This window comes from Chelatococcus sp. YT9 (assembly GCF_018398315.1).
Taxonomy (GTDB): Bacteria; Pseudomonadota; Alphaproteobacteria; order Rhizobiales; family Beijerinckiaceae; genus Chelatococcus.
This window is the reverse complement of sequence record NZ_JAHBRW010000002.1, coordinates 1,673,812-1,695,704: the sequence shown is the minus strand read 5'-3', so window position 1 is coordinate 1,695,704 and position 21,893 is coordinate 1,673,812. Positions and strand designations below refer to the sequence as shown.

Genomic DNA, 21,893 nt, shown 5'->3' with positions numbered 1-21,893 from the left:
GCGTCAGCGCATACAGGGACCGCAGCAAGCGGGGTCAGTTCATGACGCATGTCTGTAAGATCGCGACCCTGACCGCGGCATGGTTGGCAGTCGTGCTCCACCCGGCTCAGGCGCAGACGCCGGTGCCGCAGCAACCCGCTGCGGCGGTAACAGCGCAGAACACGCCCGAACGCGGCTCGGCGCGGGTCGAGGATCTCCTCGCGCGGATGACGATCGCGGAGAAAGTCGGGCAACTTGTGCTTCTGTCGAGCAACCGCGCTGTCACTGGTCCCTACACCACACCGGACGTCACCGGCTCGCTCGAAAGGGGCGAACTCGGCGGCATCTTCAACACCTATGACGTATCTTTCACGCGGCAGCTGCAGGAAACGGCGGTCAAGCGCACCCGCCTCGGCATTCCGCTTCTCTTCGGATTTGATGTCCTGCACGGTCATCGGACGATTTTCCCAATTCCCTTGGGTCAGGCGGCAAGCTTCGACCTCGAGGCCATCGAAAGCGCGGAGCGGATCGCGGGGCGTGAGGCTGCCGCTGCCGGGATCAACTGGGTCTATGCGCCGATGCTGGACGTGACGCGCGATCCACGTTGGGGGCGCATCGCTGAGGGGGCGGGCGAGTCGCCCTGGCTTGGCGCTCAGATCGGGGCCGCCCGCGTGCGCGGATTTCAGGGCGAGCGGCTGGATGCCGACGATTCCGTCGCGGCCTGTGTCAAGCATTTTGGCGCGAATGGTGCAGTCGAGTCGGGCCGCGACTATACGGCGGGATCCCTGTCCGAGCGCGCTCTGCGCGAGACTTACCTGCCGCCGTTCAAGGCGACGGTCGCCGCCGGGGTGCGTTGCTTCATGGCCGCCTTCAACACCTTCGATGGTGTGCCCGGCGTCGCCAACCGGCATCTGCTCACGGATATCCTGCGGAAGGAATGGGGCTTCCCGGGCGTTGTTGTCAGCGATTTTGGCGCGGTCGAGGAACTCGTCACGCACGGTGTGGCGGCCGATCGGAGGGAAGCCGCGAGCCGCGCGCTCACTGCAGGCACCGACATCGAGATGCAGGGTGAGGCGTACCGGCGGGACTTGCCGCACCTGGTCGCCGAGGGAGCGGTGCCGATGGCGGCGCTCGACACGGCTGTCCGTCGCGTCCTCATGCTCAAGGAAGAACTCGGACTGTTCGATAAGCCGTTCGGCCGCATGGACGAGGCGCGGGAGCGCGCCACCCTGTTCGCCCCGGCCCACCGCCAGGCCTCGCTTGAGCTCGCCGAAAAATCGCTCATTCTCCTGAAAAACGAGCGTCGGACTCTGCCCTTCTCCCCGGATGTGCGTCGCATAGCGGTCATCGGGCCGCTGGCGGACGACCGCGCGGATACTCTCGGGCCGTGGGCGGCGAACGGCCAACCGGAAGACGCCATCACCCTGGCAGCAGGCTTGAGGCAGGTGCTGCCGAAGGCCGTGGTCGAGGTTGTCTCCGCGGGCGGCGTCAACGGGAGCTCGCCGGACGATCGCGCAGCGGCCGTCGCGGTGGCGCGCACGGCGGACGTTGTCGTGCTCGCGCTGGGCGAAAAATCGACTCAGAGCGGTGAGGCGGCAAGCCGCACAGACCTTGGCCTGCCCGGCAACCAGATGGACCTCGCCCGTGACGTGTTGGCGTTGCGAAAGCCGACGGCGGTTGTGCTGTTTCATGGCCGGCCGCTGGCGCTTGCTCCCTTGGTTGAGGAAGCGCCTGCCATTCTCTCCGCGTGGTTCCCCGGCTCCATGGGCGGGCTCGCCATCGCACGTACGCTGATCGGCGAGAACGAGCCCCGCGGCCGCCTTCCGGTGACCTTTCCACGTTCGGTGGGGCAGATCCCGATCTACCACGACCACCTGCGGACCGGACGCCCGGCTACCAACCCGCCGCGTCCCTATACCGCGAGCTATCTTGACGAGAGCACGGATCCGCTCTTCCCCTTCGGCTATGGGCTCAGCTACACCGAATTTGCCTTCTCGCCGCCCCGCATGGCATCCATCGTCAAGAGGGGTGAGCCCATTGAAGTTTCGGTGGACGTCACTAATACCGGTCGGCGGCCTGGCACAGCCCTTGTGCAGCTCTACGTCAACCAGCCCGTTTCCGAGATCGCGCGTCCTGTCAAGGAGTTGCGCGGTTTTCATCATGTCGCGCTGGAGGCTGGCGAAACGCGCACAGTCACCCTCTCGCTGAAGGACGAGGACCTGGCCTACTGGCATTCGGACGGCCGGTGGGCGTCTGACGCCGGACGCTTCCGTATAATGACCGGGGCCAACGCGGCCGACCTTCAAGATGTGGAATTCACACTTGAAAAATGACGCCGGCCGCGACGAACGCAGCGGCCCTATCGCCACGACGCCGCTGACTTCGGCAGCCGACCCTCGGGATCGATCACCCTGAGCTTTGGCCCCTCCGTGACGTTCCAGCGCCAGAGCGCGACGCAGCTGCCGCCGGGCGACATGAACGATGGATAGATCACACCGTCAAACCCGGCTTCGACTAACTGCCTCTGCAACCGATGCGTGGTGGGAATCTCACCCTTGTCGAGGGCCGCACGCCATTCGCAGCGATGGATGGTCTCGTCAACATGATGGGTTGCGAGGCCGCCGGCATCGCAAAGATCGGCGAGCTTGGCGCCGCTGAGACTGATCTGCGCGATCGTGGCGGGGTGCTGAACAAAGCCCTGGTTGTATTCTGCCCAGGCGGTCGACAATTCACGTGCGGCGTAGAGTGCCGGGACGCCGACGGGGTTCCATCGGCCGCCGAACTGGGCGGCACCGTCTCCGGACAAGGGCTCATGCGCCCAGCGGGGCACATACGCGCGCCAAAGAATAAGCAAGGTATCGGCCGAAGGTCTGGGCCTATCAGGCATAGACGCCGGAGCGCACCGCCTCCAGATAGGCGAGAACCTTGTCGGCCTTGCCCTCGCGGACGAGATCATAGGCCGTCTTGCCGGCCCACCCGGGAATAGGCTGATGCTTGAACCAGAGGGCGGCGCGTTCGTCGCCGCCCGCCATCTCGGATGCCATCGCGACGATCCGCGCAACAGGACTGAGAGCCTGATCCACCTTGCGGGCGCCGCTCTTGGCGGTGAGTGTGTTACGGGCGACGCCCGTAAGCCCGGCGAGTTCCGTCAAGGTCACGCCAAGCAGGGCTGCGATGCGTCGTGCCGACAGGAAAGGCGCGTCTCCCTCGCGGAAGCGGGTCACGGCGATTTCCAGGGCAGCGGCGTTCATGGCAGCCTCCGATCGCGAATTGATCATCATGCGCTCAAAATAAGATCAATCGACGCGCATTGCAAGCTCAGGAGGCGCCCGGTCGTTCCGGGTATGCCAAAAGGCCCGAGTCCGGAGACCATGAAGACGGGGTCAGACCGGAAGACATGTCAGATCGGACCCCTGTTTGCCGTCGTACTTAAACGCGTTCCCGGCTCCCGTTGGCGCGAGACTCGGAGGACCGTCGCTCACCGCGAAACCCGCCCGATTTAGCCGTTGACCAGCACGATCTTGCCGATGTGTTCGCTCGTTTCCATCAGAGCGTGCGCTTTGGCCGCCTCGATCAGTGGAAATGTTTTGTAGATCAGCGGCTTGATGCGCCCCTGCGCGATCAGCGGCCACACCCTGGCTTCCAGCGCCGCAGCGATCGCTCCCTTGTCGGCGATGGAGCGGGGACGAAGCGTCGCGCCGATCCAGGTGAGGCGCTTGGTCATCAGCTTGGTGAAGTCGGCCTCGATCTTCGCTCCGCCCATGAAGGCGATCTGCGCCAGCCGTCCATCAAACGCCAAGGCATCGATGTTGCGAGGGGTATAGCTGCCGCCGACCATGTCGAGGATGACATCCACACCGCGACGGTCAGTTTCCGTCTTCACACGGGCGACGAAATCCTCGTCGCGGTAATTGATCGCCACATCAGCGCCGAGATCCCTGCAGGCAACGCATTTGTCAACGCTGCCCGCCGTTGCGAAGACCCGAGCGCCGAAAGCGCTGGCCAGCTGGATCGCCGTCGTTCCGATACCGCTGGTGCCGCCGTGAACGAGGAAGCTTTCGCCCGCTTGCAGCTTCGCGCGGTCAAACACATTGCTCCACACCGTGAAGAAGGTCTCGGGCAGAGCGGCTGCCTCGATCATCGTCAGATCGCCGGGAACCGGCAGCACCTGCAGCTCCGGCGCGAGACAATAGTCGGCGTAACCGCCACCGGCGACGAGCGCACAGACCTTATCGCCGCGCCGGTAGCGTTGGCAATCCGGACCAACGGCAACGATCGTGCCAGCACATTCGAGACCTGGAATGTCGGGGGCTCCAGGCGGTGGCGGATATCCCCCTTTCCGCTGGGCGACATCGGGCCGGTTGATCCCGGCCGCCTCGACCCGAATGAGCACCTCTCCGTGGCCCGGCTGCGGCAGGGAGCGCTCCACCGGCTTCAGCACCTCGGGCGGGCCGAAGCCATCGGTGGCGATCGCCGTCATGGTCGCGGGCAATGCAACGGTCTCGGACAAGGCAAGGGCTCCGGTTGTTCTACGCGCGGATGATAGAGCCTGCGTCGGGACTTGGCCACGCAGACCTGGCGGGCCATCAATCGACATACAGCATCATACCGCCGTCATGGCTAGGCTTGTCTCGGCCATCCTCCGATGAATTGAGGCGCCCGTTCGGGCGGGACACCGGAACTCGGCTGTTGCCGAGTTCCTGATCAATAGCCGGAATCGGGTCAATCGATTTCGGGGACAAGCCCGGTGACGACGTCGGTCTCCTCAAGATCTTCTGTAGATCTCAAACCAGCTTAGCGGCGGTCTCCACGGGCTTCAGCATCCGCACAGCCGCGGCGGCGAGGGGATCGAGACCGGCGGCCGCCCCGTTCCCTTCGAGTTCAATGATCGCGTTGCGCATACGCGGTTCCCAGAACAACCGGAGATGCTCGGCAATGGCGGCCGGCGCCGTCTCGGTGCCTTGCGCCCTGAAGAAGGCGGCGATCTGATTGGCCATGCGCACGAGCGTATCAGGCGACATCGAATTGGCTATCCTCAGCACTGGCATTGAGACGCGAAAAATCAATCCGGCTCGGGTGCGTCACGACCTCGAACCCATCCTCCCGCGCGACGGCGACCAACGTCATGCCCGCCGCCTCGGCGCTCCGGACGGCGAGCGCTGTTGGCGCAGAGACCGCAACGAGCACCGGTGCGCCCGCGATCGCCGCCTTCTGTACCATCTCCACCGAGAGGCGGCTCGTGACCATGATGAAACCAACGGCGGGATCGACGCCCGAGCGGGCGAGCGCCCCTAGGAGCTTATCGAGCGCATTGTGCCGGCCAACATCCTCACGCACCGTGAGCACGCCCGCCGACGTGGCGAAGGCCGCGCCATGAACGGCTCGCGTGGCGCGATTGAGGACCTGGGCCTTGGGCAAACGCCGCAATGCGCTGGCGATCACATCCGCCTTCACGCGTCGACCGTCGGGCGCCTGAGAGGGCAGGGGGCGCATGGCCTCAGCAAGGCTCTCGATGCCGCAGAGGCCGCACCCGACCGGGCCGGCCATCGCTCGCCGGCGGCTGACGAAAGCGGCGTTACGCGGCGACGCGAGCTGCATCTGGATGTCGAGCCCGAGCTCAGACTCAACGATGTCCATATGCTCGATCTCGGCGGCCGACGCGACGATGCCCTCAGTCAGACTGAAGCCGACGGCGAAGTCCTCGAGATCGCAGGGGGTTGCCATCATCACCGCCTGGGTGCTGCCCCCATAGGTCAGGGCGATGGCGGTCTCCTCGGCAACCTCCCGCTTGGCCTCGCTCGCGACACCGTCATGCCACCGCATGACCGCGCGCATCTCTGTCGGTGCAACCACCACACTACTCCGCAGCGTCCAGCCGGTGTGTGATGCGACGGCTCCGGGCCGCGTGCTCGCTGTAACTCTGTTGCCAGTCGCTCGGCCCGTTGGAGGGCGTGACCTCCACCGCTGTCACCTTGTACTCGGGGCAATTGGTCGCCCAGTCCGAATAGTCTGACGTGACCACATTGGCCTGCGTCAAGGGGTGGTGGAAGGTCGTGTAGACAACACCCGGCGCGACGCGGTCGGTGATCGTCGCGCGCAGCGTCGTCTCGCCCGCCCGACTGGCGAGCCGCACGAAGTCGCCCTCGCGGATGCCCCGGTTCTCGGCATCATGCGGGTGAATCTCCAGCAGGTCCTCCTCATGCCACACCACATTCGCGGTGCGCCGGGTCTGCGCGCCGACATTGTACTGGCTGAGAATGCGCCCCGTGGTGAGCAGGAGGGGGAAACGCGGCCCGGTCTTCTCGTCGGTCGCTAGATACTCTGTGATCATGAACAGGCCCTGGCCGCGCACGAAGCCGGCCGCATGCATCACGGGCGTGCCCTCCGGCGCCTTGTCGTTGCACGGCCATTGCACGGACCCGAGCGCCTCGAGCTTGTCGTAGGAGACGCCAGCGAAACTCGGCGTCGTCGCGGCGATCTCGTCCATGATCTCGGATGGATGATTGTAGGTCCAGGGCAGGCCCATCGCCTGCGCGAGGCGTTGGGTCACCTCCCAGTCCGCATAGCCGTTCTTCGGCGTCATCACCTTGCGCACGCGCTGGATGCGCCGCTCCGCGTTGGTGAAGGTGCCGTCCTTTTCCAGGAAGGTCGAGCCGGGCAGAAAGACATGCGCGTAATTCGCCGTCTCGTTCAGGAAGAGATCGTGCACCACCACGCATTCCATGGCGCTGAGGCCCGCGGTGACGTGATGGGTGTTGGGATCGGACTGGACGATGTCCTCGCCCTGGACATAGAGGCCCTTGAACGAGCCGTCGAGCGCGGCGTCGAACATGTTGGGGATCCTGAGACCCGGCTCATCGTCCAGTTTCACCCCCCACAGCTTCTCGAAAATGTCGCGCGTCGCGTCATCCGAGATGTGGCGGTACCCAGGCATTTCGTGCGGGAAAGACCCCATGTCGCAGGAGCCCTGCACGTTGTTCTGGCCGCGTAACGGGTTCACCCCGACGCCAGGCCGGCCGAGATTGCCAGTCGCCATGGCGAGATTGGCGATAGCCATCACGGTGGTCGAGCCCTGGCTGTGCTCGGTGACGCCCAGGCCATAGTAGATCGCCCCGTTGCCGCCAGTGGCGTAGAGCCGGGCTGCACCGCGGATAGCGTCGGCCGGCACGCCGGAGATCGCTTCCACGGCTTCCGGGCTGTTGCGTGCCTCGGCGACGAACGACGCCCAATGCTCGAAGGCGCTCCAGTCGCAGCGCTCGCGCACGAAAGCTTCATCGAAGAGGCCTTCCGTGACGATGACATGGGCTATCGCTGTCAGCACGGCGACATTGGTTCCGGGCTTCAGCGGCAGATGGAAAGCGGCCTCGACATGCGGCGTACGCACGAGATCGATGCGGCGCGGGTCGATGACGATGAGCTTCGCGCCTTGCCGCAAACGCTTCTTGAGGCGCGAGCCAAAGACAGGATGGCCGTCGGTTGGATTGGCACCGATGACCATCACCACATCGCTGTGCTCCACGGAGTCGAAATCCTGTGTGCCGGCTGACGTGCCGAAGGCCGTCTTCAGGCCGTAGCCCGTCGGCGAATGGCAGACCCGGGCACAGGTGTCGACATTGTTGTTGCCGAAGCCGGCGCGTACCAGCTTCTGGACGAGGTAGGTCTCTTCGTTGGTGCAGCGGGAGGAGGTGATGCCGCCCACAGCAGCCTTGCCGTAGGTGGCCTGGATGCGGCGGAACTCACTTGCCGCATGCGACAGCGCCTCGTCCCAGCTGACTTCGCGCCAGGGGTCGGTGATCTTCTCGCGGATCATCGGGTTGAGGATGCGGTCGCGATGCGTGGTATAGCCCCATGCGAAGCGCCCCTTGACGCAAGAATGGCCGCGGTTGGCCTTGCCGTCTTTCCACGGCACCATGCGCACGACTTCCTCGCCGCGCATCTCGGCCTTGAACGTGCAGCCGACGCCGCAATAGGCGCAGGTGGTGACCACCGCATGCTCCGGCTGGCCGATGGCGATGACCGATTTCTCGGTCAAGGTGGCCGTTGGGCAGGCCTGCACGCAGGCGCCGCAGGACACGCATTCCGAGCCGAGGAAGCTCTCGTGCATGCCGGGCGAGACGCGGCTGTCGAAGCCGCGCCCCTCGATGGTCAGGGCGAAGGTGCCCTGGACCTCCTCGCAGGCCCGCACGCAGCGCGAGCAGACGATGCATTTCGAGGGATCGTAGGTGAAATAGGGGATCGACTCGTCCTTTGGCAGGAAGCGGTCATTAACAACGCCGGCTCGGCTCGGGACCACGTGGTTCTCGCCGTCATGACCGTAGCGCACCTCACGCAAGCCAACGGCGCCGGCCATGTCCTGCAGTTCGCAATCGCCGTTGGCAGCGCAGGTCAGGCAATCCAGCGGGTGGTCGGAGATATAGAGCTCCATCACCCCCTTGCGAATCTGCGCCAGGCGCTCGGTCTGGGTGCGCACCACCATGCCGGCTGCCACCGGCGTGGTGCAGGAGGCCGGCGTTCCGCGCATGCCGTCGACCTCGACAAGGCACATGCGGCAGGAGCCGAAGGCATCGACCATATCGGTCGCGCAGAGCTTCGGAATTTGCGTTCCCATCTCCATCGCCGCCCGCATGATCGAGGTGCCGACAGGAACCTCGACGCTGCGTCCATCGATGGTGAGGCTGACCATGGCCTCCGAACGCGCGGCGGGCGTGCCGTAATCGGTTTCGTGGACGAGGGTCATGGCCGGTGCTCCACGTGTCTCTCATGCTCTGCCGACACGGCCGGGTGGGTCCCGGCCTTCTCGATCCAAAAAGCGTTGTGACCTTCAAGTCGGGACTGCCGGGACAAGCCCGGCCACGACACGATACGGCTCATTCCGCCGCCTCCATCCTGCCATTGGGCGGCACAATACCGAAATCTTGGGGGAAATGGGTCAGGGCGCTCATCACGGGGTAGGGCGTAAAACCCCCGAGCGCGCAGAGCGACCCAAATTTCATCGTGTCGCAGAGATCGGCCAGAAGCGCTGCATCCGCTTCGACGTCGTGACCTGCGATGATGCGATCCACCACCTCGACGCCGCGGGTGGAGCCGATGCGGCACGGCGTGCACTTGCCGCAGCTCTCGATGGCACAAAATTCCATGGCGAAGCGCGCCTGCTGCGCCATCTCCACGGTGTCGTCGAAGACGACGATGCCGCCGTGGCCGATAAGGCCGTCGCGCGCGGCGAACGCCTCGTAGTCAAACGGCGTGTCGAACAGGGAAGGGGGAAAATAGGCGCCGAGTGGTCCGCCGACCTGCACGGCCTTGACTGGCCGGCCCGTGGCCGTACCGCCGCCGATATCCTCCACCAGCTCACCGAGGCTTACGCCGAAGCCGGTCTCGAACAGCCCGCCGTGCCGGATGTTGCCCGCGAGTTGCACTGCCATGGTGCCGCGCGAGCGGCCGAAGCCGACGGCAGCATAGGCGGCCGCGCCTTCGGCGAGGATGAAGGGTACCGAGGCGAGCGTAAGCAGGTTGTTGATGACCGTGGGCGCACCAAAGAGACCCTTGATGGCCGGCAGCGGCGGCTTGGCCCGCACCTGCCCGCGCTTGCCCTCGATCGATTCGAGGAGAGCTGTCTCCTCGCCGCAGACATAGGCGCCAGCGCCGATCCGGAGCTCGATGGTGAAAGTACGTCCCGAGGCGAGAATATCCATGCCGAGGAGGCCAGCGCTCTCGGCAATGGCGAGCGCCTTTTCCATCACCCTGTTGGCATGGGGATATTCCGAGCGGCTGTAGATGTAGCCGTGGCTAGCACCCACAGCGAGGCCGGCGATGATCATGCCCTCGATGAGCACGAAAGGATCACCTTCCATCAGCATGCGATCGGCGAAGGTGCCGCTGTCACCCTCGTCGGCATTGGTCACGACGAATTTGCGCGGCCCCTCGGCGGCCAGCACGGTCTTCCACTTGATACCGGTTGGAAAGCCCGCGCCGCCGCGCCCGCGCAGGCCCGCTTGCGTCACCTGATCGACAATCGTTTCCGGCGTCAGCGCCAGCGCTGCCTGAAGGCCCTTGAGGCCACCGGCTGCCCTGTAGTCTTCCAGGGACAGCGGATCGATCACACCGCATCGTGCGAAGGTGAACCGCGTCTGGCGCTTGAGGAAGGAAATATCCTCGGTCGGGCCGAGATAGAGCGGATGCGAGGTGAAAGGCGCGGCCGCCCGATCCCTCCCCTCCAGGGGAGAGGGGATCCGAGCGAAGCTCTGAGACGGGTGGGGTTCTTCCGGAGAGGCGCCGACCCCACCCCCTCCGCTGCGCGGAGGCCCCTCCCCTGGAGGGGAGGGATCAGCCGGTGCGCTCGCCAGACCCGCAACAAGCTCCTGCACTTCATCGGGCGTCACCGGCCCGAAGGCGATGCGGCCGGCGGGCGTTTCCACCTCCACCAGCGGCTCCAGCCAATAGAGGCCACGCGAGCCGTTGCGGACGAGCGTGACGGCGAGGCCCTGCTTGCCGGCCTCGGCGGCGATCGCGGCGGCGACCTCATCAGCACCGACAGCCAGTGCGCCCGAATCGCCGGGGACGAAAATGCGCAGCGTCATGGCGCCACCTCAGCGATCAGCGCGCCGGCTTTTGCCTCATCCAAGCGACCGATGACGCGACCATCGACCATCGCCGCAGGCGCAACAGCACAAAGGCCGAGGCAATAAACCGGTTCGAGCGTCACCCGGCCATCGGCCGTCGTCTCGCCCATACCGATGCCGAGGCCGGCTTCCACCACCTCGGCAACATGGTTTCCACCCATGGACTGGCAGGCTTCCGCACGACACAGCTTTACGACATGCTGCCCGGCCGGCTGGCTGCGAAAATCGTGGTAGAACGTGACCACGCCATGGATCTCGGCCCGCGAGCGGTTGAGCTTGTCCGCTAGGATCGGCACGGCCGCCTGAGGAACATAGCCGAAGGCGGACTGGATCGCATGGAGGATGGGCAGTGCTGCGCCCTCCACGCCTTCGAAACCGGCGATGATTGTCAACAGCTCATCAAGCTGCGCGCCGCTCAATTCCTTCGGCGTGACCGCGAGAGGGTCTTTCGCGTGGCGCGACTGAGACATGATGAACAGTGACCTCCCGTCTGGTTCCCGGCTGGAGCTTCTACTATCATTCTAAAGTAAGAGGGCAAGCCTGACCAATCCGTGAGAACGCGATTGCGACCTGACGCCGCTGGTGATCCGTCCGATCGCGATATCGCGGGCCAGCACAACACGTTGCGAGCGTCACGCTCCGCACATACTGCGGCTCTTACGATCAAACAAACGGGAACTTGGCTGTTCGCCTGTTGTTTCCGCTGACAGTCGCCTCGTCATCAGACAGAATTGCTGGTGCCAGGGGGAGGCGGACCCGGAACATTGATGCCTGTCGAGGAGCTCCTATGCCAACGTCGTTTCTGAACGACCTGCTGCAAACGCTGACCAACCGCGGCCGCACGTTCCTCGGCCTTCCGCCTGATCCGGCCCTGACGGCCGACCCGAGCGCTCTCGCGGAGCAGTTGCTTTCCGAACGCGGCGAGGCATCGGGCGTCGCGCTGGCGCAGGCCCTGCTCGATAGCTACGCCGCCGCCTCGCCACAGGTGCGCCTTGCGTTCCTGCGTGTGCTGGCTGAGCGTTTCGGCGCTGACCGCGCCAAGCTCGAGCGGGCGCTCGAAGCCTTCCGCGCCAACCCGGATGACGACACCATCCACGGCCTCCACAACGCGGCGGAGGCCCGGCGGCAGGAGCTCATCCGTCGGCTGAACCTGGCCCCCGGCGGCACCGCGGCGCTGGTAAAAATGCGCGAGGATATCCTCGAGCATCTGCGCGACGAGCCGGCGCTCAGAGCAGTCGACAGCGATTTCCGGCATCTCTTCTCATCCTGGTTCAACCGCGGCTTTCTCGTGCTGCGGCCGATCGAATGGAGCTCGCCGGCGCATATCCTGGAGAAGATCATCCGCTATGAGGCCGTGCACGCCATCAGCGATTGGGACGACCTGCGCGGGCGCCTCGAGCCTGCGGACAGGCGCTGCTTTGCCTTCTTCCACCCCCAGCTCGGCGACGAGCCGCTGATCTTCGTGGAGGTAGCGCTGACGCGCGAAATTCCAGGTGCCATCGCGCCGCTTCTTGCCCAGAAGCGTGCTCCAATCCGCGCCGAGGATGCCACGACGGCGGTATTCTATTCCATCTCCAATACCCAGAAGGGATTGGCCGCCATCTCCTTCGGTCATTTCCTGATCAAGCAGGTGGTCCAGGATCTGAAGCGCGACCTGCCCAACCTCAAGACCTTCGTCACCCTCTCGCCGGTGCCGGGCTTTGCCAGCTGGCTCAATCGTGAACGCCAGGCAGAAGCCTCCGATGCGCTGGACGAGGCGGACAAAACCGCGCTCGCCGCTCTCGACGAACCCGGCTGGCATGAGGACAAGGACAAGTTGCCTGCCCTGCGCAAGGTGATGCTGCAGGCGGCAGCCTACTATTTCCTCAAGGCCAAGAGCCCGCGTGGAACGCCGGTCGATGCCGTCGCGCGCTTTCACCTCGGCAATGGTGCTCGGCTGGAGAAGCTGGACTTCCTGGGCGATCCCTCACCCAAGGGGCTGAAGCAATCCCATGGGCTGATGGTGAACTATCTTTATGCCCTTGACGATATCGAGGCCAACCACGAAGCCTATGCGCGCGCCGGCGACATCATCGCCGCGCCCGCCATTCGCAAGCTCCTCAAGGCTGACAAGCCGCAGCGGGCGCTCGCTACGGTGGCGGACTGAAGCCCTTAGAACAATAAACGATCGGAGCTTACGCCCTATGACCTCGCATCTGTTCTCCGGACTGATGGCCAAAGCGCCTGCGTCCGACAAGCCGTTCATTGCCGTGAACGGGGGACGGACGATCACTTATGGCGATCTGGTGAAGGAGAGCGCGCGGTTGGCCGCGACGCTCGTAAACCTTGGGGTTCAGCCGGGCGACCGCGTGGCGGTTCAAGTGGAGAAGAGCGCCGAGGCCATCGTGCTCTATCTCGCGACTGTGCGGGCCGGGGCTATCTTTCTGCCGCTCAACACCGCCTATACCCTTGCCGAACTCGACTATTTCCTCGGGGATGCCGAACCGCGCCTCGTCGTCTGCGATCCGGCCAAAGTCGACGGGATCAAGGAGCTCGCCGGCCGGCACAGCATCGCTGCGGTCGAGACGTTGGACGGAGCGGGCAGGGGCAGCCTCATGGACAAGGCGGCCGCCCTGCCGGAGGCCGCGGCCACGGCTTTCGTCGACGTGCCGCGCGGGCCGGATGACCTGGCCGCCATCCTCTACACCTCGGGCACCACGGGACGCTCCAAGGGCGCCATGCTGAGCCACGACAATCTCCTGTCGAATGCGCTGACGCTGGTCGACTATTGGCGTTTCACCGACAAAGACGTTCTCCTGCACGCGTTGCCGATCTTCCACACCCATGGGCTGTTCGTCGCCACGAACACCATTCTGGCGGCCGGCGCCTCCATGCTCTTCCTGCCGAAGTTCGATGCGGACAAGGTGATGGCGCTTCTCCCGGAAGCAACGAGCATGATGGGCGTGCCGACCTTCTACACCCGGCTTCTCCAACACGAGGGGCTGACACGCGATGCTACAGCCCATATCAGACTGTTCGTCTCGGGCTCAGCGCCGCTTTTGGCCGAGACGCATCGGGAGTGGCGCGAGCGCACGGGCCACGCCATTCTCGAGCGCTACGGCATGACCGAGACCAACATGAACACCTCCAACCCCTATGACGGCGACCGCATTGCCGGGACAGTGGGTTATCCCTTGCCGGGAGTGGAACTGCGTGTGGTCGACGCCGACACACGCCAGCCTGTCACGGCCGATGCAATCGGTGTGATCGAGGTGAGGGGGCCTAATGTTTTCAAAGGTTACTGGCGAAATCCTGAGAAAACGAAGGAAGAGTTCCGCGCCGATGGCTTCTTTATCACCGGCGACCTCGGCAAGGTCGATGCAGCCGGTTATGTCCATATCGTCGGGCGTGCCAAGGACCTGATCATCTCCGGCGGTTTCAACGTCTACCCCAAGGAGATTGAAGAGGCGATCGACGATCTGCCGGGCGTGGTGGAAAGCGCAGTCATCGGCCTGCCGCATCCGGATTTCGGCGAGGGCGTTGTCGCCGTCGTGGTTCCCGATCCGAAAAGCCCGGCTGATCCGGAAGCCGTCGGCGCGGCCCTGGCCGATCGTCTGGCCAAGTTCAAGCAGCCGAAGCACGTCTTCATCGTCGATGAGCTGCCCCGCAATACCATGGGCAAAGTCCAGAAGAACATCCTGCGCCAGCGCTTCGCGGATATCTTCCAAAAGCCCGCGGGATAGCCGCAGGCCTCGGTAGGTCTGGGAGGCGGGCTAGAAAACACCTAATCGCGCCACCGGGCTCCGTATGCGCGTAGTCTCCGATGGCCGTGCCGGTTGTGACCATCGACGCCCGCTTGCGGTGGGGGCTGATGGGGAATGTTGTCCAGGAGGGCGAAAAGCCCGAACACCTAGAAAATTGGAGCGTTCTTCGTGAAATGCCCCTCGGACGTTTGGCGTCTGTCCCATGCAAGATGAGGGCACCAAGAGCACTTACGCGGGAGAGCTCATTTCGCATAAGCGTGATTATGGAACCTCATATGGAAATTGAGCCTTCGGAGCTGGGCTGCATGTTCCGGGCCTTCCCGACGTCTCGCAAGCAAGATGATTTGTTCTTCCGGCAGAGATTATTAGCGCGACAACCTAAAGCTGCTTCGCACCGCGATTAAAAGCTGAAGGCGCCCTGTGCGGGCTGCGGTGGTGATAGATCATGCCCTTCGAGGGCAAGCATCCGGATCTTGGAAGCCGCTCCGCCGGGAGCTGAGAAGCCGCCGACCTTTCCGCCCGCTGCCAGCACCCGATGACACGGGATTATGAGCGGCACGGGGTTTTTCGCCATAGCCTGGCCGACGTCGCGCGCAGCCTCAGGTCCCGCTCCGAGCGCTTTCGCGAGCGCGCCGTATGTCGTCGTCTCGCCCCACCGCAGCGCGCGCGTGGCCGAATAGATCGCCACGAACAGGTGATCCTGCTCGCCGAGATCAAGTGTCAGATCCGAGAAGTCGACAGGCTCGCCCTTGAAGTACCGTTGGGCCGCGGCAATCGCCGTGACCACCATAGGCGTGGGCTCGCCCAGCAATGCGTCGGCGGAACGGCGCAGAAGACCGCGTTCCGCAGCCGCCGCCGTGGGGCTCGGCAGATGAAAGCGCGTGATGCCACTGTCCTTCCACGCGATGCCGCAAAAACCACCAGCGGTCTCGAAGATGCAATAGCGATGAGGCACTCGGCCCATTGTCCCGTGCTCCTGCTCCGGTCTCGTGCAGATTGGGGCGCAGTCGCCGATCTTCAAGCCGATCCGGCGACGGGTTCAGGATGCCGCGCACCACGCAATCGTCATCGAGCCGGTCAGGCTCTCGCCCGGCGCGAGACGCTTCAAGCCTCCGTCTGCCGGAATATGGTGGGCGTTGGCCGTGTGACTCATGGGCTCGAAGGCGAAAAACGGAACTGGATGAACCGGCGGATCCACCGGATCCGGTACGAACATGAATGTGCGTCGCAGTTCTTCCGTCGCCGTGATGAGCGTGGTCACGCCGGTGCTGGGCGCCGTGATCTCCGCCCGACCGTCCCAGCCCTCGAAGCCATTGTTGATCCGCCGCCCTGGAACACCGCGCGGCACCGAGAAATCGAGGTCCGCAGGCAAGGGCGCCCGTCGCGTGGGGAGTGAGAGCTCCCCCTCCTCCCAATAGTCGGACGTGGTCGCCCTGATCGTCGTGTCCGGATGGGCCGGCAAATACGGGTGCCACCCGAAGCCGAAGGGCATGGCACGGGCCGCACGATTGACGATCGTCATCGTGACCGTCAGCGCAGAGCCCTCGACCGCAAAGATCTGCTCGGCATCATACTGGAAGGCGCCCTCGTCCCGGGTCTCACTGGCGAGGACAGCGCGCTTCGGCGTTGCCTCACGGACGCTCCACAATTTGAGCCAGCCATCGCCATGCAGCACAAGAGGATCCCAATCCGTGTTCGGAGCCAATGTGTACTCCTCACCCTCGAAGGTGAAGCGATTGTCGGCGATCCGGTTGCCAAAAGGCACGAGTGGATAGCAGCCCGACCGGCGCGGAAGGCGGGGCGCTTCCTCAGCCGGCGGCCGCAGAAGCGGGACCTCCCCACGCGCGGTCTTCGCCACGAGCCGCCAGATGACGCCACCGCTCGTATCGAGTGTCGCGAACAAAGCTTCGCTCTCAAGCCGCACTTCAGTCATGGTTTACCTCTGCCTGGACGATCGCCGGCGTCCAAGAATGGCGCGCCAGTTCGCCACCGCAATGCCTGGATTACGGGGAGAAGGCAACATGGCAGGCGTCCGGACGTCTCACGGCATCAGCAGCCTCCGTTGACGCCAGAGATGAAAATGATCTATATGATTTATAACGTCTCGGAACGAGCGGTATAGGGAGGAGCAACCATGAAATTCAAGCCCTATCTTGCGGCTGCAACGACGGTCCTGGCGCTGAGCATAAGTGTGGTGACGGCCATGGCGGCCGACACGATCAAGATCGGCGTGATCGCCCCTTTGACAGGCGCCGGCGCGCCGTGGGGAATTGCGGCCGCTGAGGCGCCGAAGATCCTGGCGGCAGACATCAATGCCAAGGGTGGACTGACAGTCGGTGGTAAGACCTACAAGGTCGAGGTCGTCGCCTATGACGATCAGTACAAGGCAGCCGAAGCGGTCGCCGCCTACAACCGCCTGGTCAATCAGGACGGCGTCAAATACATGATCATCCTGAGCTCAGCGGCCACGATGGCGCTGAAGCAGAACGTCGAGGACGACGAGGTGGTCGCGGTGACAGCCGCTTATACCGCCAAGGCAATCGAGCCCTCGACCAAGTACATGTTCCGTATGTACAGCACGCCAGCTGACTACGTGCCCTCCTTCATTGCCTGGATGAAGGACAATGTGAAGGACAAGCGGGTCGTCATCCTCAATCCCAACGACGAGACGGGCTGGGATCAGACACAGCTCAGCGAAAAGCTGTTCAAGGAGAATGGTTTCGAGGTTCTTGGCCATGAAATGTTCGAGCGCGCTCAGAAGGATTTCCAGCCGCTCCTGACCAAGATCATCGCCATGAAGCCCGATATCATCGAGCTTGGCGGCACGTCGCCCGCCACTGCCGGCCTCATCATCCGCCAGGCGCGCGAACTCGGCTATGACAAGCTGTTCAGCAAGACTGGTGGCGCCGGACCGGCCGAAATCGTTGCGGGCGCGGGCGCGAAGGCCGCCGAGGGTGTCATCAACATGCTCTACGCCGACCCGGCCAACGAGGGCTACCGGCGCATCGCGGCCGCCTACAAGACGTCTGTCGGACAGGATCCGAACGAAATTCTGGTGTCATTCTACGATGGCGCCAATGTCCTCCTGAAGGCCATTCAGAAGTCAGGCGACCCCGGCGACACCGCCAAGGTGGCCGCAGCCTTCGCTTCCGTCCTTCCCATGCCATCCGTGCAGGGCGATCAGTTGAGCCTCGGCGGCAAGGCAATCTCGGGGGTCGATAACCAGATCATGACCGTCAACTACATCGGCGTCATTCGGGACGGCCAACCAGTCGTGATCGGTAAGACAAAGTAGCGAGGACCAGCTTAACGGCGGCCGCATTGGGGAAGGTGCTCCGCGCCTCCCCCCGGGCTCGGTCGGATCCCGAAGCCTTGGGTCACGCCTCCGATTTGGGGAACGATGATATGGCATATCGGCGTGCAGAGGGCCTGCATGTCCAGGGAGAACGGCTGCGATGATCGAGCAGATGATCGTCAACGGTCTCTTGGCTGGCTTTATCTACATCATCATGGCGCTGGGCTTCACGCTGATCTTCGGCATCATGCGTATTGTGAATTTCGCCCACGGCGAGTTCTACATGGCAGGGGCGGTGGTTGTGCTGTTTCTGTTCGGCGCTCTGGGGTGGAACTTCTTCCTCGCCGTCGCGGCAGCCGGGATCTTGGCCGCCGCGCTGGGCATCGTCATCGAGCGTGTGCTGTTCCGCCCGCTCGTGGGCGATGAATTGCCCGGCATGATCATGTCACTTGCCGTCGGCATCACCCTGCAGTCGATCGCTCTCATTCTGTTCGGACCATCGGAGCAATCCGTTCAACGGCCATTTTCCGGCACCTGGCAACTCGTCAACGCCGTCGTGCCATGGGATCGTACGGTCGTGGCCATAGCCGCATTGATCATTCTCGTGGTCTTCTACCTGTTCCTGAAGCATTCCCGGCTTGGCCTTGCCATGCAGGCGGTCGCGCAGGACCGCGAAACCTCCAGTCTGATGGGCGTGGAATCCGGGCTCATCTATGCCTCCGCCTTCGGCATCGCCTGTGCCCTCGCCGGCCTCGCAGGGGGGCTCATGGCGCCGATCTACACCATCGGCCCGTATATGGGGGAACTGCCCATGCTCAAGGCGTTCGTGGTCGTCATCCTCGGAGGCCTCGGCAGTGTGCCTGGCGCCGTCCTCGGTGGGCTGCTGATCGGGTTGTCCGAATCGGTCTTGTCGACGCTGTTCAGTTCCACGACGGCGCTGATTGCTTCATTCACGATCGTGCTCCTGATCGTGGTGATGCGCCCCACTGGCCTGATGGGACGAGGTGCGCCATGAAGCGCCTTGTCCTTCTCGCCGCGATCGGCCTTCTCGCCACGGTTCCCTGGATCGCCAACAATCGATATGTCTTCCACATCGCCACCATGATCGCGATCATGGCGCCGCTCGCCCTGAGCATGAATCTCATGCTGCGCATCGGCCAGCTGTCCATGGCGCATTCTGCCTTCATGGGCATAGGCGCTTATGCGAGCGCACTTCTGACCATGCGGCTCGGTCTGCCGCCGGTCGCCTCGCTCGCATCGGGCGGCCTCATGGCGGCGCTGGTTGCGCTTCTGCTCGGCCCGGTCTTTCTGCGCATCAAGGGCGTCTATTTCGTACTCCTGACCTATGCCTTTGGACAGATCGTCAATCTCGTCTTCCAGGAATGGACATCGCTGTTCGGCGGAAACAGCGGGCTCTATGGCATCCCGAAGTTCTCCCTAGCCGGATACCGTCTTACCGCCGTCCCGCAATACTATGTCTTCGCGCTGCTCTTCACCGCCCTCGCCTACTGGATGGTACGAGCGATCGAGCGTTCCGACATTGGCGCGATCCTGCAGTCCCTGAACGAAGACGAAATGCTCAGCCGTTCGATCGGCGCCGACGCGCTCGCCTGGCGTATCGCGGTCTTCACGTTCAGCGCCGCAATCGCCGGCGTCAGCGGTGGCATCTACGCCTTCTATATTGGTTTTCTGTCGCCACAGGCCTTCGGTTTTCAGCTTTCTGTCGATCTCGTCGTGATGAATGTCATTGGCGGGACGAGCGCCGCTCTTGGCCCCCTGCTAGGGGCGATCGTGGTCGTGCCGCTGCCGGAACTGCTACGTGAGGCGAGGCAGTATCAACTCCTCATCTATGGGCTTTGCCTGATGGTGTTCCTCATCTTCATTAAGCAGGGGCTCGTTTCGTTGGTGGACCGACCGCGAAGGAAGCCAGCATGAGCCCCCTGCTCGACGTCCAGGGGCTCACGCGCCGCTTCGGCGGCCTGACGGCGGTGTCCGATGTCTCTTTCGCCGTCGACGAAGGCGAGATCTTCGGCGTGATCGGTCCCAACGGCGCGGGCAAGACCACGCTGTTCAACGTCATCGCCGGCCATTACAAGCCAAGCTCGGGAACGGCCACATTTGGCGGCCGCGGCATATCGGGTCTCAGAAGCGACGTGATAGCCCGCCTCGGCATCGCCCGGACGTTCCAGGCCGTTCACCTCTTCGCCGGCGAGACGGTCGCCGAGAACCTACGCCGCGCCCGCGTGCTTTCAACCCGTCACGGCCCCCTCGCCTATCTTCGCGCGCGGGGACCGGCGGGCACCGAGCCGTCGCTGCAGGACGTCGCCGCCTTCGTCGGGCTCGGGCATCTCCTTGATCAGACGGCTGGCGGGCTCGCCTATGGCCTGCAGAAAATGCTCGGTATCGGCATGGCGTTGATGGTCTCACCGAGACTCCTGCTGATGGATGAGCCGGCCGCGGGGCTGAATCCGTCGGAGAAACGAGCCGCGAGCACTTTGATTCGCCGGCTTCGTGACGAACGCGGCATCAGCATCCTGCTTGTGGAGCACGACATGCCCCTCGTCATGGGCGTGTGCGACCGCATCCTCGTCGTCAACCAAGGCAAGCCGATCGCGATCGGCACGCCTGATGCCGTCAAGGCCGATCCCGCCGTCGTCGACGCCTATCTCGGGGATGACTATGAGTTTGCTTGAGGTCGAGAGCCTTTCGGTGGACTACGCGGGCGTTCACGCCCTCCACAAGGTGTCGGCGGTCATCCCGGAAAAGGGCGTCGTCTCCATTATCGGCGCCAACGGGGCGGGCAAATCGACTCTGCTCAAGGCGATCGCCGGTGTAGTGAGACCGAACGCCGGCGCTGTCCGCTTCGCGGGACAAGAGATCACTGGGCTCAAGCCCCATGAGCGGCTTGACCGAGGCATTGCCCTCTGCCCCGAAGGGCGCCGCTTGTTTCCGGAACTGACAGTCTACGAGAACATCCGCATGGGGGCCTATCGAGTTCAGGATCGCGCGCTATTCCGCAGCCGGCTCGACTTTCTGCATGCCGTTTTTCCGCGTGTCGCCGAACGCGGCAGTCAGGTCGCCGCCAGCCTTTCGGGTGGTGAGCAGCAGATGGTTGCCATCGCGCGTGCATTGATGAGCCACCCGCGCCTACTGATGCTGGACGAGCCCACGCTCGGCCTCGCGCCCAAGCTGATCCATGAGGTGGCGCGGCTCGTCCGTACAATCAATGACGAAGGCATCACCGTTGTCATTGTTGAGCAAAATGCCAAGCTCGCTCTGAAAATCTCCGACCATGCCTACGTGCTGGAGACCGGCGCGGTGGTACTCGAAGGCAGGAGCAGTGACTTGCTGGCGAGCAACAAGATTCAACACGCCTATCTGGGAGGGGACAGTGCCGGACAGCTTGCCAATAACGGACACCACTGACGACGCAACCTACCAGATCTATCAGCTCTGCTATGCGAGAGCGCCCGGCCGCCGTGTGCATGAGAATTTCCTCCGGCGGGACATGCATGACGGGCCGATGCCGCTCGACTTCAATCTGTGGATCTTGCGCAACGCAGCGCGCACGGTGCTCGTCGATACCGGCTTCGGCGCCCGCGCCGCTGATGAGCGACAGCGGCCGCTCGATTTCGACCCGGTAGAGGCATTGCGGCGGATTGGCGTCGATCCGGATAGGATCGAGGACATCGTCCTCACGCATCTTCACTATGATCATGCGGGAAACATCGATCGTTTCGGGAAAGCGCGCTTTCATGTGCAGGATGCGGAGGCCGCCTTCGCGACGGGACGCTGCATGTGCGAGCCGGTGCTGCGCTTCCCGTTCGATGTGGAGGATGTCGTCACCTTCGTGCGGCATGTCTATGCGGAGCGTGTGCACTTCCACGACGGAGATGCCGCGCCGCTTCCCGGCATTTCGCTGCATTGCCTCCCAGGCCATAGCCGGGGATTACAAGCGGTCAAGGTCGAGACACAGCGCGGACCGGTACTGCTCGCCTCGGACGTCAGCCATCTCTATGCCAATTTTCTTCGTCGCGCTCCCTTCGCCTTGACGGTGGACGTTGCCGCGACATTGCGCTCCTACGGCCGCATGTTGGAGATCGCCGGCGCCGTCGACCGCATCATTCCTGGACATGACCCATTGGTGCGCGAGCTCTATCCCTCGATCACCATCAACGGCGTCACGCTCACGGCACTACATGAGGAACCTGCCGTTCATGACTTGTCGACGCTGAGGGACCTGGCGGCGGACTGATC

At 64.0% G+C, this 21,893-nt stretch carries 19 protein-coding genes; 9 read left to right on the top strand and 10 right to left on the bottom strand.

What is annotated here, in order from left to right; genetic code table 11:
- Positions 1–41: 41 nt before the first annotated feature.
- Positions 42–2,312, top strand: coding sequence for a glycoside hydrolase family 3 N-terminal domain-containing protein (locus tag KIO76_RS27685; protein ID WP_213326776.1), 2,271 nt, complete (start codon positions 42–44; stop codon positions 2,310–2,312).
- A 26-nt stretch (positions 2,313–2,338) separates the two neighbouring features.
- Here the strand turns inward: KIO76_RS27685 and KIO76_RS27680 are convergent, their stop codons facing one another.
- From KIO76_RS27680 to KIO76_RS27645, 8 genes are all read right to left on the bottom strand, one after another.
- Positions 2,339–2,866, bottom strand: coding sequence for an RES family NAD+ phosphorylase (locus KIO76_RS27680; protein WP_213326775.1), 528 nt, complete (start codon positions 2,864–2,866; stop codon positions 2,339–2,341).
- Positions 2,859–3,230: an antitoxin Xre/MbcA/ParS toxin-binding domain-containing protein gene (locus tag KIO76_RS27675; RefSeq protein ID WP_213326774.1), complete on the bottom strand. Its 372-nt coding sequence runs from the start codon at positions 3,228–3,230 to the stop codon at positions 2,859–2,861. Before KIO76_RS27675 ends, KIO76_RS27680 begins: the two co-directional genes overlap by 8 nt.
- A 248-nt stretch (positions 3,231–3,478) precedes the next feature.
- On the bottom strand, positions 3,479–4,459 hold the full coding sequence (locus tag KIO76_RS27670) for an NAD(P)H-quinone oxidoreductase (RefSeq protein WP_249730204.1): 981 nt from the start codon (positions 4,457–4,459) through the stop codon (positions 3,479–3,481).
- Between the two features lie 304 nt (positions 4,460–4,763).
- Positions 4,764–5,000, bottom strand: a complete 237-nt coding sequence (locus KIO76_RS27665) for a formate dehydrogenase subunit delta (RefSeq protein ID WP_213326772.1) — start codon at positions 4,998–5,000, stop codon at positions 4,764–4,766.
- Positions 4,990–5,814, bottom strand: coding sequence for a formate dehydrogenase accessory sulfurtransferase FdhD (gene fdhD / locus KIO76_RS27660; protein WP_213327147.1), 825 nt, complete (start codon positions 5,812–5,814; stop codon positions 4,990–4,992). The genes KIO76_RS27665 and fdhD overlap by 11 nt, the downstream gene beginning before the upstream one ends.
- A 22-nt stretch (positions 5,815–5,836) precedes the next feature.
- Positions 5,837–8,716, bottom strand: a complete 2,880-nt coding sequence (gene fdhF / locus KIO76_RS27655; RefSeq protein ID WP_213326771.1) for a formate dehydrogenase subunit alpha — start codon at positions 8,714–8,716, stop codon at positions 5,837–5,839.
- Positions 8,717–8,846: 130 nt separating this feature from the next.
- Positions 8,847–10,556: a formate dehydrogenase beta subunit gene (locus tag KIO76_RS27650; RefSeq protein ID WP_249730065.1), complete on the bottom strand. Its 1,710-nt coding sequence runs from the start codon at positions 10,554–10,556 to the stop codon at positions 8,847–8,849.
- Positions 10,553–11,068, bottom strand: coding sequence for a formate dehydrogenase subunit gamma (locus KIO76_RS27645; protein ID WP_213326770.1), 516 nt, complete (start codon positions 11,066–11,068; stop codon positions 10,553–10,555). The genes KIO76_RS27650 and KIO76_RS27645 overlap by 4 nt, the downstream gene beginning before the upstream one ends.
- Before the next feature lie 317 nt (positions 11,069–11,385).
- Here KIO76_RS27645 and KIO76_RS27640 point away from each other — a divergent pair, with 317 nt between their 5' ends.
- Complete coding sequence (locus KIO76_RS27640; RefSeq protein WP_213326769.1) at positions 11,386–12,744, top strand: malonyl-CoA decarboxylase; 1,359 nt, start codon at positions 11,386–11,388, stop codon at positions 12,742–12,744.
- 37 nt (positions 12,745–12,781) lie between these two features.
- A complete protein-coding gene (locus KIO76_RS27635) occupies positions 12,782–14,320 on the top strand; it encodes a malonate--CoA ligase (protein ID WP_213326768.1) in 1,539 nt (512 codons plus the stop codon).
- A gap of 421 nt (positions 14,321–14,741) precedes the next feature.
- On the opposite strand, the gene KIO76_RS27630 is transcribed toward KIO76_RS27635, so the two are convergent.
- Complete coding sequence (locus tag KIO76_RS27630) at positions 14,742–15,305, bottom strand: methylated-DNA--[protein]-cysteine S-methyltransferase (RefSeq protein WP_213326767.1); 564 nt, start codon at positions 15,303–15,305, stop codon at positions 14,742–14,744.
- Positions 15,306–15,380: 75 nt separating this feature from the next.
- Positions 15,381–16,274 carry an aldose 1-epimerase gene (locus tag KIO76_RS27625; RefSeq protein ID WP_213326766.1) on the bottom strand — a complete coding sequence of 298 codons (894 nt, stop codon included), beginning with the start codon at positions 16,272–16,274 and terminating at the stop codon, positions 15,381–15,383.
- Positions 16,275–16,475: 201 nt separating this feature from the next.
- On the opposite strand from KIO76_RS27625, the gene KIO76_RS27620 reads away from it, so the two are divergent.
- The 6 genes from KIO76_RS27620 (at position 16,476) to KIO76_RS27595 (ending at position 21,891) form a co-directional block, all read left to right on the top strand.
- Positions 16,476–17,636, top strand: coding sequence for an ABC transporter substrate-binding protein (locus KIO76_RS27620; protein WP_213326765.1), 1,161 nt, complete (start codon positions 16,476–16,478; stop codon positions 17,634–17,636).
- Positions 17,637–17,796: 160 nt separating this feature from the next.
- Positions 17,797–18,651 carry a branched-chain amino acid ABC transporter permease gene (locus KIO76_RS27615; protein WP_213326764.1) on the top strand — a complete coding sequence of 285 codons (855 nt, stop codon included), beginning with the start codon at positions 17,797–17,799 and terminating at the stop codon, positions 18,649–18,651.
- A complete protein-coding gene (locus KIO76_RS27610) occupies positions 18,648–19,571 on the top strand; it encodes a branched-chain amino acid ABC transporter permease (protein ID WP_213326763.1) in 924 nt (307 codons plus the stop codon). The genes KIO76_RS27615 and KIO76_RS27610 overlap by 4 nt, the downstream gene beginning before the upstream one ends.
- Positions 19,568–20,329: an ABC transporter ATP-binding protein gene (locus KIO76_RS27605; RefSeq protein WP_213326762.1), complete on the top strand. Its 762-nt coding sequence runs from the start codon at positions 19,568–19,570 to the stop codon at positions 20,327–20,329. Before KIO76_RS27610 ends, KIO76_RS27605 begins: the two co-directional genes overlap by 4 nt.
- Positions 20,316–21,062: an ABC transporter ATP-binding protein gene (locus KIO76_RS27600; RefSeq protein ID WP_213326761.1), complete on the top strand. Its 747-nt coding sequence runs from the start codon at positions 20,316–20,318 to the stop codon at positions 21,060–21,062. Before KIO76_RS27605 ends, KIO76_RS27600 begins: the two co-directional genes overlap by 14 nt.
- The gene (locus KIO76_RS27595; RefSeq protein WP_213327172.1) at positions 21,028–21,891 is read left to right on the top strand and encodes an N-acyl homoserine lactonase family protein; all 864 of its coding nucleotides are present in this window, start codon (positions 21,028–21,030) and stop codon (positions 21,889–21,891) included. Before KIO76_RS27600 ends, KIO76_RS27595 begins: the two co-directional genes overlap by 35 nt.
- The last annotated feature ends 2 nt before the right edge of the window (positions 21,892–21,893 follow it).

Coding starts and splice junctions, on each gene's coding strand:
- KIO76_RS27685 (WP_213326776.1), top strand. CDS start 42: ATGACGCATGTCTGTAAGATCGCGACCCTGACCGCGGCATGGTTGGCA.
- KIO76_RS27680 (WP_213326775.1), bottom strand. CDS start 2,866: ATGCCTGATAGGCCCAGACCTTCGGCCGATACCTTGCTTATTCTTTGG.
- KIO76_RS27675 (WP_213326774.1), bottom strand. CDS start 3,230: ATGAACGCCGCTGCCCTGGAAATCGCCGTGACCCGCTTCCGCGAGGGA.
- KIO76_RS27670 (WP_249730204.1), bottom strand. CDS start 4,459: ATGACGGCGATCGCCACCGATGGCTTCGGCCCGCCCGAGGTGCTGAAG.
- KIO76_RS27665 (WP_213326772.1), bottom strand. CDS start 5,000: ATGTCGCCTGATACGCTCGTGCGCATGGCCAATCAGATCGCCGCCTTC.
- fdhD (WP_213327147.1), bottom strand. CDS start 5,814: ATGCGCGCGGTCATGCGGTGGCATGACGGTGTCGCGAGCGAGGCCAAG.
- fdhF (WP_213326771.1), bottom strand. CDS start 8,716: ATGACCCTCGTCCACGAAACCGATTACGGCACGCCCGCCGCGCGTTCG.
- KIO76_RS27650 (WP_249730065.1), bottom strand. CDS start 10,556: ATGACGCTGCGCATTTTCGTCCCCGGCGATTCGGGCGCACTGGCTGTC.
- KIO76_RS27645 (WP_213326770.1), bottom strand. CDS start 11,068: ATGTCTCAGTCGCGCCACGCGAAAGACCCTCTCGCGGTCACGCCGAAG.
- KIO76_RS27640 (WP_213326769.1), top strand. CDS start 11,386: ATGCCAACGTCGTTTCTGAACGACCTGCTGCAAACGCTGACCAACCGC.
- KIO76_RS27635 (WP_213326768.1), top strand. CDS start 12,782: ATGACCTCGCATCTGTTCTCCGGACTGATGGCCAAAGCGCCTGCGTCC.
- KIO76_RS27630 (WP_213326767.1), bottom strand. CDS start 15,305: ATGGGCCGAGTGCCTCATCGCTATTGCATCTTCGAGACCGCTGGTGGT.
- KIO76_RS27625 (WP_213326766.1), bottom strand. CDS start 16,274: ATGACTGAAGTGCGGCTTGAGAGCGAAGCTTTGTTCGCGACACTCGAT.
- KIO76_RS27620 (WP_213326765.1), top strand. CDS start 16,476: ATGAAATTCAAGCCCTATCTTGCGGCTGCAACGACGGTCCTGGCGCTG.
- KIO76_RS27615 (WP_213326764.1), top strand. CDS start 17,797: ATGATCGAGCAGATGATCGTCAACGGTCTCTTGGCTGGCTTTATCTAC.
- KIO76_RS27610 (WP_213326763.1), top strand. CDS start 18,648: ATGAAGCGCCTTGTCCTTCTCGCCGCGATCGGCCTTCTCGCCACGGTT.
- KIO76_RS27605 (WP_213326762.1), top strand. CDS start 19,568: ATGAGCCCCCTGCTCGACGTCCAGGGGCTCACGCGCCGCTTCGGCGGC.
- KIO76_RS27600 (WP_213326761.1), top strand. CDS start 20,316: ATGAGTTTGCTTGAGGTCGAGAGCCTTTCGGTGGACTACGCGGGCGTT.